The sequence below is a fragment of the Streptomyces sp. NPDC058308 genome (assembly GCF_042880275.1).
Classification (GTDB): domain Bacteria; phylum Actinomycetota; class Actinomycetes; order Streptomycetales; family Streptomycetaceae; genus Streptomyces.
Genome location: NZ_JBHVZA010000018.1, coordinates 15,993 through 30,250, shown reverse-complemented (window position 1 = coordinate 30,250; position 14,258 = coordinate 15,993). Strand labels below are relative to the sequence as shown.

At 71.7% G+C, this 14,258-nt stretch carries 9 protein-coding genes; 3 read left to right on the top strand and 6 right to left on the bottom strand.

Annotated elements, in window-relative coordinates:
* From ACFVYL_RS23845 to ACFVYL_RS23830, 4 genes are all read right to left on the bottom strand, one after another.
* Nucleotides 1-3,041, bottom strand: a 3,041-nt coding sequence (locus ACFVYL_RS23845; RefSeq protein WP_389719282.1) for a thioester reductase domain-containing protein, incomplete at its 3' end; no start/stop codon positions are given.
* 74 nt (nucleotides 3,042-3,115) lie between these two features.
* Nucleotides 3,116-6,223, bottom strand: coding sequence for a type I polyketide synthase (locus ACFVYL_RS23840; RefSeq protein WP_389719281.1), 3,108 nt, complete (start codon nucleotides 6,221-6,223; stop codon nucleotides 3,116-3,118).
* On the bottom strand, nucleotides 6,220-6,450 hold the full coding sequence (locus ACFVYL_RS23835; RefSeq protein ID WP_389719280.1) for an MbtH family protein: 231 nt from the start codon (nucleotides 6,448-6,450) through the stop codon (nucleotides 6,220-6,222). The genes ACFVYL_RS23840 and ACFVYL_RS23835 overlap by 4 nt, the downstream gene beginning before the upstream one ends.
* 72 nt (nucleotides 6,451-6,522) lie before the next feature.
* The gene (locus ACFVYL_RS23830) at nucleotides 6,523-7,926 is read right to left on the bottom strand and encodes a hypothetical protein (RefSeq protein ID WP_389719278.1); all 1,404 of its coding nucleotides are present in this window, start codon (nucleotides 7,924-7,926) and stop codon (nucleotides 6,523-6,525) included.
* A gap of 227 nt (nucleotides 7,927-8,153) precedes the next feature.
* Here ACFVYL_RS23830 and ACFVYL_RS23825 point away from each other — a divergent pair, with 227 nt between their 5' ends.
* Complete coding sequence (locus tag ACFVYL_RS23825) at nucleotides 8,154-9,392, top strand: cytochrome P450 (protein ID WP_389719277.1); 1,239 nt, start codon at nucleotides 8,154-8,156, stop codon at nucleotides 9,390-9,392.
* On the opposite strand, the gene ACFVYL_RS23820 is transcribed toward ACFVYL_RS23825, so the two are convergent.
* Nucleotides 9,332-10,126, bottom strand: a complete 795-nt coding sequence (locus ACFVYL_RS23820) for a YqcI/YcgG family protein (RefSeq protein WP_389719275.1) — start codon at nucleotides 10,124-10,126, stop codon at nucleotides 9,332-9,334. The genes ACFVYL_RS23825 and ACFVYL_RS23820 overlap by 61 nt on opposite strands.
* Nucleotides 10,127-10,481: 355 nt before the next feature.
* On the opposite strand from ACFVYL_RS23820, the gene ACFVYL_RS23815 reads away from it, so the two are divergent.
* Together ACFVYL_RS23815 and ACFVYL_RS23810 are read left to right on the top strand one after the other, a co-directional pair.
* On the top strand, nucleotides 10,482-12,029 hold the full coding sequence (locus ACFVYL_RS23815) for a methyltransferase (RefSeq protein ID WP_389719274.1): 1,548 nt from the start codon (nucleotides 10,482-10,484) through the stop codon (nucleotides 12,027-12,029).
* 467 nt (nucleotides 12,030-12,496) lie between these two features.
* Nucleotides 12,497-13,219 carry a LuxR C-terminal-related transcriptional regulator gene (locus ACFVYL_RS23810; protein ID WP_389719273.1) on the top strand — a complete coding sequence of 241 codons (723 nt, stop codon included), beginning with the start codon at nucleotides 12,497-12,499 and terminating at the stop codon, nucleotides 13,217-13,219.
* Between the two features lie 59 nt (nucleotides 13,220-13,278).
* Here the strand turns inward: ACFVYL_RS23810 and ACFVYL_RS23805 are convergent, their stop codons facing one another.
* Nucleotides 13,279-14,043: a thioesterase II family protein gene (locus ACFVYL_RS23805; RefSeq protein WP_389719272.1), complete on the bottom strand. Its 765-nt coding sequence runs from the start codon at nucleotides 14,041-14,043 to the stop codon at nucleotides 13,279-13,281.
* Nucleotides 14,044-14,258: the final 215 nt, after the last annotated feature.

The window sequence follows — 14,258 nt, the reverse complement described above, 5'->3', positions numbered from 1 at the left end:
GGCGGGTGGTGGGGCGCGGGGGGGGCGGGGGGGGGGGGGGGGCGGGGGGGGGGGGGGGGGGGGGGGGGGGGGGGGGGGGCGGGCCGCCGCCCCCCGACGAGGTGGTCCACATAGCGGTCGAGGAGCGGTCCGTCCACGGCCGGGCAGCTCACCCCCGACCCGTTGAGCGCGTCGAGCGTGCCGGAGACGTCCAGGCGCAGGCTGCCGAAGCCGGGCATGCCGTGCGAGGCCCCGGCGAGCGCCGCCACCGGCGCCGAACCCTCGTCACCGCCCGCGTCCAGGACGTCCTGGGACACCAGCCGGGCCCAGCGGTCCGCGTCGGTCCACGCCAGCCGGTACCCGGCCGCCCGCAGCCGGGTCACGACGGTGTCGAGCCGGGTCCGTGCCGGATTGGCGAGATGATAGGTGCGGCCCAACGCCCCGGGGCTGAGCGACAGTTCGGTGAGCGCGGCGGTGGCGAAGTCGACGGGCACCAGGTCGAAGTCGGCGTCCGCCCCGAAGTCGGGCACCGCGCCCAGTTCGACGCAGGCGCCGATGAACCGCCAGAACGCCGACTCGGGGTCTCCGCTGCCGGTCGCCGAGTCGCCGCCGAGCCGCCCCGGCCGGTACACGGAGACCGGTACGCCGCGCCGCCTGCCCTCGTCGACCAGTTCCTCGGCCACCCAACGGCTGCGCACATAGCCGGAGGGCAGGACCGCTTCCGCGGGCACCCTGCCGTCCGGGCGCAGGAGGCCCGGCTCGGCGCCGCGCTCGAAGAGCACGCCGGGCGAGGAGACGTAGTGCACCGGCTTGATCCTGGTGCGCGCGGCGAGCCTGAGGACCTCCGCGGTGCCGCCCGCGTTGGCCGCCTTCAACTGCCGGTACGGCTGGGCCAGGTTGGCCTCGCAGCCGACGTGGTGAATCGCGTCGACGGTGCCCGCGAGGCGCGCGAACGTCATCGGCGACAGGCCGAGGAGCGGTTCGCGCAGACTGCCCGCGAGGACGGTCACCCGCTCCATGGGCACGACCAGGCGGAAGCGGGCCAGGGCGCGGGCCAGGGTCCGCTCGGCCTCACCGGGCCCCTCGGCGTCCACCAGGACGTGCAGGCGCGCCCCGGTCACCGTCAGGAGTCGGGCCAGCAGGTGCGCGCCGAGAAAGCTGGTCGCGCCGGTCAGGAACAGGTGTTGCGGCGCGGCGACACGCTCCGGGTCCGCGGGGGCGCCGGCACAGACGATGTCCTCGGCCAGGACGGCGTCGGCGCGCAGCACCGCCGCGTCCGCGTCGGCCGCCTCCTCCCGCGCGGCCCCGGAGTCCCCGGCGACGCGCGCCCGGTCGAACACGGCGGCCAGCTCGGTCACCGTGGGCGCGTCGAAGAACACCTGGACGGGCAGGTCCACGCCGAGCCGCTCGCGCAGCCGCAGCAGGACCCGTACGGCCCGCAGTGAATGCCCGCCCGCCTCGAAGAAGTCCTCGTCGGGGTCCACCTCACGCAGGCCGAGCACCTCCCGCCAGACGGCCGCGACCTCCCGTTCCGTGGCGGTGAGCGCCACGTCGCCGTCCACGGTCGGGACGGTCGCCTCGTCGGCGTCCGGGACCGCCGGCGCGGAGAACGCCTCAGGCACCTGCTCCGGCGCGGCGCCGAGGAGGCCGAGTCCGGCAACCGGCACGTCGGGCGCGTCGAGCACGGCGGTGAACAGCCGCTGCAGGTCCTCGGTGAACCGGTCGACGGACGCCGGGTCGAACAGGTCGACGCTGCCGCGCACCCCGCCCTCGATGCGTCCGTCGGTCTCCCAGTAGTGCAGCACCAGGTCGAACTCGGAGGTGTCGAGCCCGAAGTCGAAGGCCGCGACCTCCAGGTCACCCATCCGCGCGGCCCCGGCCGGGTTCTCGCCCACCACGGCCGCCTGGAACAGCGGGTTGTCCCCACCGTTGCGTCCCGGACGCAGCTCGGCGGCGACCACCTCGATCGGGGTGTCGCGGTGCGCGTACGCCTCCAGGCAGGTCTGCCGCACCCGCTCGAGGACCTGCGCGAAGGTGAGTCCGGCCGGCAGGTCGAAGCGGAGCGCCAGGGTGTTGGCGAAGAAGCCGATGAGGTTCTCCACCTCGGGCTGGTCGCGGCCGTGGACCACCGAGCCGGTGACGATGTCCTCGTCGCCCGAACGCAGGTGCACCAGGGTGTTGAAGCCGGCGAGCAGCGTCATGAAGAGGGTCGCCTGGTGCTCGCGGGCCAGTGCGCGCAGCCGCGTCGCCACCGGCTCGTCGAGCGTGAAGGCCCGGCTGACGGCGCGCAGACTGGTGCGGCCGCGGCGCGGCCGGTCGGTGAGCCGGTCCAGGGTGGGCAGCGGTTCGCGCAGCGCGCGGCTCCAGTGTGCGAGGCGCCGCTCCAGCTCCGGGCCGCGCAGCAGGTCGCGCTGCCACTGGGCGAAGTCCGGGTAGCCCACCGGAAGTTCGGGCAGAGTGCTCGGCGCCACCCCATCGATCCGGGCGGCGTAGCAGGCGAACAGCTCCCGGAAGAGGATGCCCATCGACATGCCGTCGCCCACGAGATGGTGCATGGTCACCATCAGGACGTGGTCGTCGGGGCCGAGCGAGGTCAGCAGGAAGCGGATGAGAGGGCCCCGCGTGAGGTCGAACGGCCGGTCGGAGTCCTGTCGCAGGAGCTCGACCGTCTCCTCCTCGCCCCGCACCCGCCTGTCCACGTCGAACGCGAGCAGCTGTTCCGCGAGGACGACCTGGCGGGGCTCGCCCGCGTGCACGTGGAAGACGGTGCGCAGCGCCTCATGACGGTGCACGACCTGCTCCAGGGCGTGCCGCAGGGCGTTCTCGTCGAGCGGGCCGCGGACCCGGATCGCCTCCACCATATGGTGGTACGAGCTCTCCGGGTGCAGCTGGGCGAGGAACCACAGGCGTTCCTGCGCGAAGGACAGGTCGGCCGTGCCGAGGCCCCGGCGGGGGATCTGCGGCGCTTGTGGCCGGGCACCGCCGGTCAGCCACTTCTCCATCAGCCGCTGCTTCGTCGAGGACAGCTCGGCGTCGTCCGCGCGGGGACCGGGTGGGACCATGAGGGCGTCAACCTTCGCTCGTGCCCGATGGTGGGCGCTGGGATGTTCTGGTGTGCCGCCGGACGGCCCCGGCGTCACTCGCCGAGCAGCCGGGCGGCGTCCTCGTCGGACATGCCGAGCAACTTCTCGTGCAGCCGCCGCTCCACGGCTTCGGCCGTCTGGGCGACGGTCTGCGCCTGCGAGAGCAGATCGGTGACGGTGAGGGCGACCGGCAGCAGCGTCTGGAGCCGGGCGACCACCTGCGCCGCGAGCAGAGAGTGCCCGCCCAGGTCGAAGAAGTTGTCGTGCGCCCCGACCGGCGTGACGCCCATGACGTCCTGCCAGACCTCGGCGACCGTCTCCTCAAGAGGTGTACGGGGCGCGGTGTAGGCGGTGGGCAGCTCGGGCCGCTCGTACCGGGTGAGACGGGGCTCCTCCTGCGGCGCGTCGGCGGGAACGGAGGCACGGGCGACGGGCGCGGCCGCGCCGCCGGTGGGCACGTCCACGAAGTAGCGCTGCCGCTCGAAGGGGTAGGTAGGCAGGGCCACTCGGCGCCGCGGTACGTCCCCGCCGAGCGCGCCGAGGTCCACCGGCACGCCGCGCACCCAGAGCTGCGCCACGGCGTCCAGCAGGGGAGCGGCGTCACGCGCGTCGGGGTCGGAACCGAGCGTGGCCACCACCGGAGCACCGCCCGGCCCGGTGCCGCGCCCGGCGAGGGCCCGCAGCGTGTTGCCGGGGCCGACCTCCAACAGGGTCCGGGCGGACGCGTCGCGCAGGGCGCCGAGCCCCGCCCCGAACAGCACGGGCTCACGCAACTGCCGTCCCCAGTAAGCGGGATCGGTGGCCTGTTCCGGGGTGATCCACGTGCCGGTCACGTTCGACAGGTACGGCACCTCCGGGGCGTCGAGCCGCACCCCGGCCATCGCCTCGGTGAACGGCTCCACGGCGGAGGCCATCAGCGCCGAGTGGAAGGCGTGCGAGGTCCGCAGTGCGGTGACGCGGTGCCCGGCGGCGGTGAGCCGGCCGGTCAGTTCCTCGACGGCCGGGACGGGACCCGAGACCACGGTCTGCTCCGGGGCGTTGACGGCCGCCACGGTCACCTCGCCCGCGGGGTCGAGCAGTTCACGTACCCGCTCGGCGGCCAGCGGTACGGAGGCCATGGCGCCCGGCGGGCAGTCCTGGAGCAGCCGGCCCCGCAGCGCGACCATGCGCAGCGCGTCCGGCAGCGCGAGGACCCCCGACAGGCAGGCGGCGGTGAACTCACCGATGCTGTGCCCGAGCAATGCCGTGGGGCGCACTCCCCAGGTGCCCAGCAGCCGGGCCAGGGCGTACTGCGTGGTGAACAGGGCGGGCTGGGCGAGCCGTGTTTCGGTGAGACGCTCCGTCGCGCGGGCAAGGGCCCCGGCGTCGTCGGTGGCGGGGTACAGCGCCGCGCGCAGGTCCTCGCCGAGCTCGGGGGCGAGCAGTGCGGCGCATTCGTCGACGACGGCGCGGTACGCCGGCTGCGTCTCGTACAGTCCCCGCCCCATGGCCAGGCGCTGGCTGCCCTGGCCGGGGAAGAGGAACGCCACGTCGGGCGTGGGCCCGGACGGCTCGGTGCGCCCCACGGTGACCGGGGTGACGCCCGTGCCGTCCAGGGCCGTCACCGCCTCGGCACGGTCGCGGCACACCAGCGCCAGGCGGTGGGTGAAGGCCTGCCGTCCGACCCGCAGGGTGTGCGCGGCATCGGCGAGCGCCGGGGCTCCCTCGGCACGCAGAACGTCCGCGAGCGCCGCCCCGGAACGCTGCAGCGCCGCGTCGCCGTGGGCGGAGAGCACCAGGAGCTGGGGGCCTTCGCCGGTGGGGGAGGGGGCCTGCAGCGGCGGCTCCTCCACGACGATGTGGGCGTTGGTGCCGCCCACGCTGAAGGAGCTGATGCCCGCGCGGCGCGCCTCGGTGCCACGCGGCCACGGGGTGGGCTGGGAGCTCACCCGGAACGGGGTGCTCGGGAAGTCGATGTCGGGGTGCGGCACCGCGCAGTTGACGACCGGCGGGATCTCCTCGTGGCGCAGCGAGAGCAGCACCTTGATCAGACCGAGCACGCCGGCCGCCGTGTCCGTGTGGCCGATGTTCGGCTTCAGGGAGCCGAGCGTGCAGTAGCCGCGCTTCTCCGTGCCGAACGCCTCCGTCAGGGCGGCGACCTCCACCCGGTCGCCCAGCGGGGTGCCGGTGCCGTGCGCCTCGACGTACGAGATCGACTCGGCCTCGACGTCGGCGACGGCCAGCGCCTCGGCGATGACCTCGGCCTGGCCGCCCACGCTCGGCGCGGTGAAGCCCACCTTGTGCGCGCCGTCGTTGTTCACGGCCGTGCCGAGCAGTACGCCGAGTACCTGGTCGCCGTCCTCCAGCGCGTCCGAGAGCCGCTTGAGGGCGACCACGCCCGCGCCGTCCCCCGGTACGGTGCCGTTCGCGTCGGCGGCGAAGGCCCGGCAGTGGCCGTCGGGCGAGTTGACGCCCCCTTCGTTGTGCACGTAGCCCGCCTGCTGCGGGAAGTACACGGTGACGCCGCCGGCGAGGGCCAGGTCGCTCTCGCCGCCGAGCAGGCTCTGTACCGCCAGGTGCACCGCCACGAGGGACGACGAGCAGCCCGTGAGGACGCTCATGCTCGGCCCGCGCAGATCGAGACGGTACGACACCCGCGGAGCGAGGAAGTCCTTCTCGTTGCCCAACAACGCCTGGAACTCGCCCACTTCGTGCAAGTAGGCCGGATCCGCCGACAGATGACGCTGCCAGTACGAGGTGGGCCCGCCGCCGCCGAAGACCCCGATCGAACCGGCGAAGGCCGCGGGGTCGTACCCGGCCGACTGGAGGGCCTCCAGGGAGCACTCCAGGAACAGCCGCTGCTGCGGGTCCATCAGCTCGGCCTCGCGCGGGGTGCAGCCGAAGAAGGCGGCGTCGAAGAGTTCCACTCCGTCCAGGACCGGACGGCGACGCACCAGACGGGGGTCGTCCAGGAGCGCGTCCGGCACCCCGGAGGCGCGCAGTTGCTCCTCGGTGAACTCGGTGTGTGCCTCCTTGCCGTCGCGGAGCAGCGTCCAGAACTCCTGCGGCGACGACGCGCCCGGGTAGCGGCCGGAGAAGCCGACGACCGCGATCCGGTCGTCCCCGCGTGCGTCCTGCGCCGCGTGCTCCCCGTGGACGGCGTCGTGGGTATGTGCGTTCACTGAGCCGTCGCCCGCCCGTCCATCTGGCGCCGCAGCGAGGCCGGGCGCATGTCCGTCCAGACCTCTTCGATGCGGCGCAGGCACCCGGCGCGGGTCCCCGTGGTTCCTTCGCGGCGCCAGCCGGGCGGGTCGGCCCGGTCGGCAGGCCACAGCGCGTACTGCTCCTCGTCGTTGACGACGACGCGGTACGCGCTGCCGTCCTGCTCGTCTGTTGCCGGAAGTGTCACCGGGAGTCCTTCGCGAAGTACCGGGCGCCAGCCCGTGGAGCGGCGTGCTGGGGTGGGGCGGGGTCGGCGGGCTCAGACCTGGCTGAGCAGTTCCTCCGAGATCACGGGCTGGTGGTACGTGCAGGTCCCCGAACGCACCATCGAGCCGTGCAGCCGCTCGGCGGGGATGAGCAGCTTGTCGCCCTCGTTCATGGGGATCATCTGGCCCACGTTGTTCCAGAAGTGCATCTGCCCGACCTCCACGACGACCAGCCGGTGGTCGTCGTGCACATGGGTGGTGGAGGTCTCCTCGTGGGACTCGACGAACGTCTCCAGGTCGACCTCGATGCCGTTCGCCGAGATCAGCGCGTCGAGCTTCTCCGCCTTGTCCTTGTACTCGTCGAGCCGGTCCGCCCAGTCCAACTGCACGGCGAGATCCCCGTCGGCCGCCGCGGCGAGCCGCCGCGCGTCCTCGAAGCCCCGGTGGAAGGAGAGCGCGCCGTCCGCGCCGAACCGCTCCACGAGCGGCCCGAGGAGCGCCCCGGTCAGCTCGGCGAGCGCCTCACCGGTCAGCTGCGGAACACCGGTGAAGCAGGCTGCCCCCGCCTCGCCGAACGCCCCCTGGAACACCTCGCCGTACGCGGCAGCGGTGACCGACTCGTCCAGCCGGTGGTGGACCCAGGCGCCCAGGAACTCGCCGAGGCGCGCGTGGTCGCGGGCCACCGAGTGCAGGTGGTTGGCGCCCGCGAGCGACGAACCGAGCAGGAACTGCCAGTAGGCGTACGGCTCCGCGGACAGCTCGGCGCCGGCCAGCAGCGCCTCGTAGTGCGGCAGGCGGTGCGCGCGGTCGCGCAGATCGTCGAGCAGCAGGCCCCGCAGCGCGGGATGCGCGGTGCCGTAGTCGCCGAGCAGGCCCCGGCTCACGGCACTCTGGACCGCGGGCCGCGCCGCGGTCAGCTGCGCCAGGGTGAACGTCGCCGCGTCGGTGCGGTGCCGGCAGGACCTGGCCACGTCGAGGGCCTTGCCGGGGTGGGCCCGCCGCTCCTCCAGGACACCCTGCACATGGCGGACGACGGCGTCGGAGCCGCCCTCGACCGGAGTGTGCAGCTCGCCCAGCCAGTGGAACAGGTGGTGTTCGAGGACCTGGCCCGCCTGGAGCGCGAGGACGCGGTTCTCCACCGACCGGAACGCCTCGGCGTCGTCGGCGCTCGGATGCCCGTCCCCACCGGCCGGCACGAACAGCTGGTCGGCGTCGTGCACGGTGCGCAGCATCCGGTGACCGAGGAGGGCGCTCAGCCGCAGCGCACGGTCGGCGGTCAGCGGCGTGCCGTAGTCGAGGAAACCCAGGTCGTGCGGGCGTACCGGCCGCCGGAAGGGGTTGTCCTCATTGACGAGCTCTTCTGCCGTCGCACTGCGAAAAGGCGTATTCGCTGCGTATCGCCGGACAATTCCATTGGGGTCGTCCGGGGAACTCTTGATACGCGAGACAGGGGACATGAATTCTTTCCCTTTCATCGACGCCGATGGTGGCGCACTGTTCGCACGCGACCTCGAGCGGATACGAAGCTAACAACGGAACTCGACGGAAGTCGTCCAACCAGGGGTGGAAACCCTGTCTACGACCCGCAGTTGAGGTTTCTGGGCAAGCCGTCGGCCCGGTGGTTATGGTGATCGGGCCGGCCGACCCGTGAACCCGACCACGGCCGTGAATGGGGAGTGCACCGATGACCGAGACCGTGACCAGCCCGCCGCCCGGAAGCGAGGACGGAGGCCGGCCATTGCGCGAATGGCTGGCCCGAAACCGCCGGGAGAACCCCGTGCGCTGGGACGAGGCAACGCGCTCCTGCCAGGTATTCGGCTACGCCGAAACCCAGCACATGCTGAAGGACTCGCAGACCTTCTCCTCCGACTTCGGCAGGCTGGTTCCCGCGCCGCAGGGGGAGGCCGCGACCACGGCCGAGGGCCGCCCGGTGCCCAACCTGCTCGAGGGGCACCTGAGCGTCACCGACCCGCCGCGCCACAGCAAGCTGCGCAAGCTCGTCGCCCAGGCGCTCACGCCGCGGGCCGTCCTGGCACTCGAGGGGAAGATCACCGAGATCACCGCGGGACTCCTCGACGCCATGGCGGGCCGCGACGAGGTCGACATGGTCACCGGGTTCTTCAACCCGCTGCCCGTCACTGTCATCGCGGAACTGCTCGGTGTCCCGGCGGCGGACCACGCGATGTTCCGGGGCTGGGCCGACGACCTCGTCGCCGCCAACCACGACGCGAGCGCGGTCGACGCCGAGCGGCTGAAACTGCCCGAGAACATGAACGCGCTGCTGCTGCAGATGCAGGACTACATCCTCGACCACGCCGCTCAGCGGCGCCGCGAGCCGGCCGACGACGTGCTCAGCCGGCTGGTGGCCGCCGAGGTCGACGGTGAACGCCTCAGCGAGTCCGAGGTGTTCACCATCACCCTCATGATGCTGCTTGCCGGACACATCAGCACCACCCTGCTCCTCGGCAACAGCCTGGTGTGTCTCGACGAGAATCCGCAGGCCGCCGCCGCGCTGCGCAAGAATCCCGCGGCCATCCCGGCGGCCCTGGAGGAGGTGCTCCGCTACAGCCCGCCCGCCCCGCTCGCGTACCGGCTGACCACGCGGGACACCACGCTCGGCGGGGTGGACATCCCGGCAGACGTGATGGTGGCGTCGTGGGTGCTCTCGGCCAACCACGACGAGCGGCAGTTCACCGACCCCGACACGTTCGACATCACCCGCAGCCCCAACCCGCACCTGTCCTTCGGCCACGGCATCCACTTCTGCATCGGGGCGCCGCTCGGCCGCATGGAGGCCCGGATCGCGCTGAGGATGCTTCTGGAGCGCTGCGGTGAACTGCGCTTCGCCGAGCCGCCGGTGCCCTACACCTCGCCGACCGTCCTCGGCTCCAAGCGCATGGTGCTGTCGCGCCCGGTGGTCTGACCTGCGGGGACGCGTTCGCCGTCACGGGAGTGGAAGGGGCAGCGATCCCCTCCGGCCGCCGGGGCGTCCGACGAATCGGCCAGGAAGTACTGACGCCACTCCCGGTTGTCGGGGTCGCCGTACGAGCCGAGTTCCTCGGACGCCTCGACGGCGTCGTACCGGCTGAGCCGTTTGCGGATGGTGCGCCGCGCCGCGGCTCCAGGGGCCGTGTCAGCGCCCAACTCCTCGAACACCCAGCGCGGCTGGAAGGTGATGAAGAAGACGGGGCTGTGCCGACTGCGGCGCAGGACGTGCGCGGGAGTGTTGCAGACCACGAAGATCGGGGTGCCGCCGAAACTGAACTCCCACCAGGGGTCGTCCGTGTCGCGGGGCACCTCGGCGGGCCACGGGCTCTCGTCCGTGTCGTGCAGGTGCTGGAGTACCGACCAGAACCTCGCCCGGTACTCCTCCATCGTGCGGGTGCGGCCGTCCGGCCGGAAGAAGACGATGAGTGATGTCTCACGGCCCAGTTTCTGATACCCGGTCAGGTACTCGGTGAGCGTGTCCCCAAGCCCGTCCCAGGTGCTCCGGTCGTCCAGGGACTCCACGAAGCCGAAGCGCAGGCTGTCCCGCTTGGTCCCCGACACCGCGAAAGTGCAGGGGAAGGGCGAAGTGTTGGACAGGAGCGTCTCCTGCAATTCCCGAACGCATTCGGGCCCCCACTCGGGTATTTCGCCGATGACGTTCTCTGCCATGTGAATTCACCCCGACGGTAGCTCTTCCTTACGCTGCCCTGGCCCCGGGCACCGATCGGCGAGGACGCTACCAGCGTCTAGCGGGGCCGGTCTTCCAACTCGAGTAGGCAATCCGCTCTGCAACTGAGTGTGCAAGAAGCGGACATCGTGTAAACCGTGGGATGTAGTGCACCGCTCGGCAGGCAATCGCCTTCCGGTGGACAATGCCGATCGATAGCATGTGGACATCTTCCGGTGTTGATACGGGCGTACCCGAACCACCTTTCCGCATTCCAGTGGCCAACCGCGGTAAATCCGCACTTCTGACGGCATGCCAGTAACGGCACTGCCGTGACCCCCAGAGAAGGAGAATCACATGCCCGCTCTCGACGCGCGGACATCCGAAGCGGCGGCAGCCGCCGAGGAACTGGAGCGAATCCTCGGCACTCACCCCGGCGTCGAGCACTGCACCGTGCTGACCGAGGTGGCGCCGGACGGTGTGCCGGTGCGCACGGCCTATGTGGTCCCCCGCCGCAACGACGTCGTGCGGGACGACGGGGCCGCCCTCGGCCGGCAGTACGTGGCCGAGTGGCAGGGCGTGTACGACCACGTCTACGCCCAGCCGACGTCCGAGGACCCGACGTTCGACATCCGGGGCTGGCTGAGCAGTTACACCGGCGGAGAGCTGAGCGAGGACGACATGCGTGCCTGGCTCGACGGCACGGTGACCCGCATCAAGGGGCTGGGCGCCCGGCGCCTTCTCGAAGTCGGCTGCGGCACAGGCCTGTTGCTCCACCGCCTGGCTCCGGGCACCGAACGCTATCTGGCCAGCGACATCTCGGCGGGCGCGGTGGACCGCATCCGCGGCGCGTTCGGCGGCGAGCTGCCCAAGGGCGTGGAGGTCTTCCAGGCGCCCGCCGACGACATGTCCGCGGTGCCCCCGCGCTCCGTCGACGGTTTCGTCGTGAACTCGGTGTCGCAGTACTTCCCGGACGAGGAGTACCTGGACCGGGTCGTGCGCCAGGCCGTGGACGCGGTGGACGAGGGGGGCTTCCTCTTCATCGGGGACGTGCGTTCGGCGGCGCTGAACCGGGCGTTCGGGGCGGGCCTCGAACTGGCCCGCGCCCCGGAACGGGCGCCGAGCGAGAAGGTGCAGGCCCTCGTCGAGCGCCGCTGCTGCACGGGTACCGAACTCATCATCGACCCCAGCTACTTCACCGCGCTCGTCGGCCGGCTGCCGCGTGTCGCGCACGTGGCGGTGCTGCTGCGGCGGGGGACGCGCCGCACCGAGATGAACCGGTTCCGCTACGACGTGGTGATCCGCCTCGACCGCCTGCCCGCCGGCGAGGCCGTCGTGCCCGAGTGGCGGCCCTGGGAGCGGGACCGCTGGGGCGCGGCCGAACTCCGTCGCCACCTGGAGGACGAGTGCCCCGCGGTGCTCGGGCTGCTCGGCGTGCCCAACGCGCGGGTGCTTGCCGACCACATCGCCGCCGAGCTCCTCGCGCGTCCCGACCGCCCGGCCGTGGCGGCCGACGTGCTCGCCCGGGCCGGCGCCGAAGCCGGCCACGGAGTCGAGCCGGAGGAGATCTGGTCGCTCGGCGACGACCTGCCCTACGCGGTCCGCCTCAGCTGGGCCCGCTCGCTGCCCGACGGGGCCTTCGACGTGAGCCTGGTCCGCATCGACGGCGCGGCGGCGGCACCGGAGGCACGCTTCCCCACGGAGCCCGCTCCGCCGCGCCGGCCCGTCAACCGCCCTTGGTACGGGCGGGTGGAGAACCTGAGCCCGGTCAAGCTGCGTGCCCATGTGCGCGCGCAGGGGGGCGAGTCCGTGCTGCCGGGGCGCTTCGTGCTCCTCGAGTCACTGCCGGACGCGCACGGCGACGCGTCCGCCGAGGACGCGCTCCGCTCGATCCAGTGGGCGTGATCCAGCCACCGCAGTGATGGTTCTCACGTGTAGACCGGGCGTTGGGCCTGTTCAGGCGAAGTGACGGAATAAGGGACGCTCGGTCTAACTTCTTGCTGTATGCACGAGTTGGTCCGGAATGTGATGACTGTAAGGGGCAGGGATTCGGTGGCTGAATAAGAGTAGCTACAAAGTGACGTGATAACAGTTTTCATATCGCAAAAGATGCGTGAGTGCGGAGTTGGAGCGGAACTGGCGGCTCCAGCACCGGCTTCCGCCACTTCGACGGGAGGGAGAATCACGCCAACCTAAAAGCGGAGGAATAGATTCCGCCAAATTTGTGCAACGTTCACTTAGGGTATGGCTCGTAACAGCCCACGTTGTTTGGTGCGTTATCGGCGCGCCGCGGATTGATGACTTGTCTGATGGGGGAACTGGCAATGGGGTGCGTAAGTGCGGTACATACTGCGGGCGGCCTGGAGGGACTGATGTCGGCGCGGCCCAGACTGGGCGCGCGCACCGGCCGTATCAAACTGTTGCTCGGTGACGAACAGCCTTTGGTGCGCCGCGGGCTGCGTGCGCTCTTCGAGAGTGACCCGACGTTCCGGGTCCAGGGCGAGGCGGCCAACGGGACTTCCCTGCTGGAGCTGGCGGGCACCCATCGGCCCGACATGGTGCTGATGGACGCCGACCTGCCGGGCCCGGATCTGCTCGATGTGGTCCGGCGGCTGGTCGGGGACCGCCTCGACGGCCCTACCGGCGTGGTGCTCCTGGCCTCCGAGGGCGGTCTCGCCGACGGGAGCGTGCTGGGGGCGGCCCGCGCGGGTGTGCGCGGCTTCCTCTTCAAACGGGAGTCGTCCGAGATCGTCTCGGGCGTACGGGACGTCGCCCGGGGCGGTGCCGCCATGAGCCCGGGCATCGTAGGCCAGGTCCTTGAGGCGCTGCGGCGGACCCACCGGCTCGACGCGCTTCGCCCCTCCGGTGAACTCTCGCTGCTCACACCCCGTGAGATGCAGATCTTCCAACTCGTCGCCCAGGGGCTTACCAACCAGCAGATCGCGGACGTCCTTGTGCTCTCGGAGGCGACGGTCAAGTCCCACTTCAACCGCATCTGCCGCAAGCTGGCCCTGCGCAACCGGGTCGACGCGGTGATCCTCGCCTACGAGATGGGGGTCGCGGGTGCCGTCGCGGAACCCAGCCCCACAGGCTGACGGCGGGAAGACGGAAGAGCTGGAGCGGGGCGCCAAGAGAGGGCGCCCCGCATCGCCCACTACGCCGTAGGCGCGTCGCAGGGACGCGTCACATGCAACACCCGGGCCACTTCGGCGATCACTTCGGACAGCCGTTCGTGCAGGTAGAAGTGCCCACCGGCAAAGACGCGGGAGCTGAGACCGCCGTCGGTCACCTCACCCCAGCGCAGCATTTCCTCGGGGCGGACATGCGGGTCATCGGTGCCGCAGAAGGTCGACACCGGGGTGCAGATCCGCGCTCCGGGACGGGGCCGATACGTTTCGATCAGGCGGTAGTCGGCCCGAATGCCGGGCAGGAAGAGGGACCGGAAGTCGGCACTGTCGAGGATGTCGCTCGACGTGCCGTCCATCGCGCGCAGATCGTCGATGATGGCGTCGTCCGACAGGAGATGAACCGCGGACGACGGGGCCGCGTGCGGCGCGGGCCGCCCCGATACACACAGGCGGGTGAGCCCGCCCGGACAGGCCCGCTCGATCCGCCGGGCCACTTCGAAGGCGACGGCGGCGCCCATGCTGTGCCCGAACAGCACCAACGGCTGCTCCCGCGACACCGGCAGCACCGCGGCGATCTCGTCCGCGAGTGCCTCGACGCTCGACGCGGGCGGCTCGTCGAACCGGTCCTCACGCCCGGGATAACGCACCGCCAGAACCTCCACCCCCGGTGCGAGTTCCCGGGCCCACCCCTGGTAGGAACTGGCGCCGCCGCCGGCGTGCGGGAAGCACAGCAGACGCGGTGCCCCCGGCGCGGCCGGGTGGCGGCGCACCCACCGCCCGAGACCTGTCATTTCCGCCGTCATGCTCCTTCTCCCGCATGTCTCTTGGCTGTGGCACCCCAAAGGGGCACCGTCTTTCTTCCGGCTCTCCCCGAGTAATTCCCGGCCGTTCGAGGAGCCGCGATCGTACATATGCTCCGGCCTTTCGACAAGGCTGTGGATACGGCGGTACACGAGGCGGAACCACGGTTGGAGGCGTCGATGGCTACCGGAGTTGGACGACGGCC

Bases quoted from the DNA above. Each gene is read 5' to 3' on its own strand.
- ACFVYL_RS23805 (WP_389719272.1), bottom strand. From the start codon at position 14,043: ATGACAGGTCTCGGGCGGTGGGTGCGCCGCCACCCGGCCGCGCCGGGG.
- ACFVYL_RS23810 (WP_389719273.1), top strand. From the start codon at position 12,497: ATGTCGGCGCGGCCCAGACTGGGCGCGCGCACCGGCCGTATCAAACTG.
- ACFVYL_RS23825 (WP_389719277.1), top strand. From the start codon at position 8,154: ATGACCGAGACCGTGACCAGCCCGCCGCCCGGAAGCGAGGACGGAGGC.
- ACFVYL_RS23830 (WP_389719278.1), bottom strand. From the start codon at position 7,926: ATGTCCCCTGTCTCGCGTATCAAGAGTTCCCCGGACGACCCCAATGGA.
- ACFVYL_RS23815 (WP_389719274.1), top strand. From the start codon at position 10,482: ATGCCCGCTCTCGACGCGCGGACATCCGAAGCGGCGGCAGCCGCCGAG.
- ACFVYL_RS23820 (WP_389719275.1), bottom strand. From the start codon at position 10,126: ATGGCAGAGAACGTCATCGGCGAAATACCCGAGTGGGGGCCCGAATGC.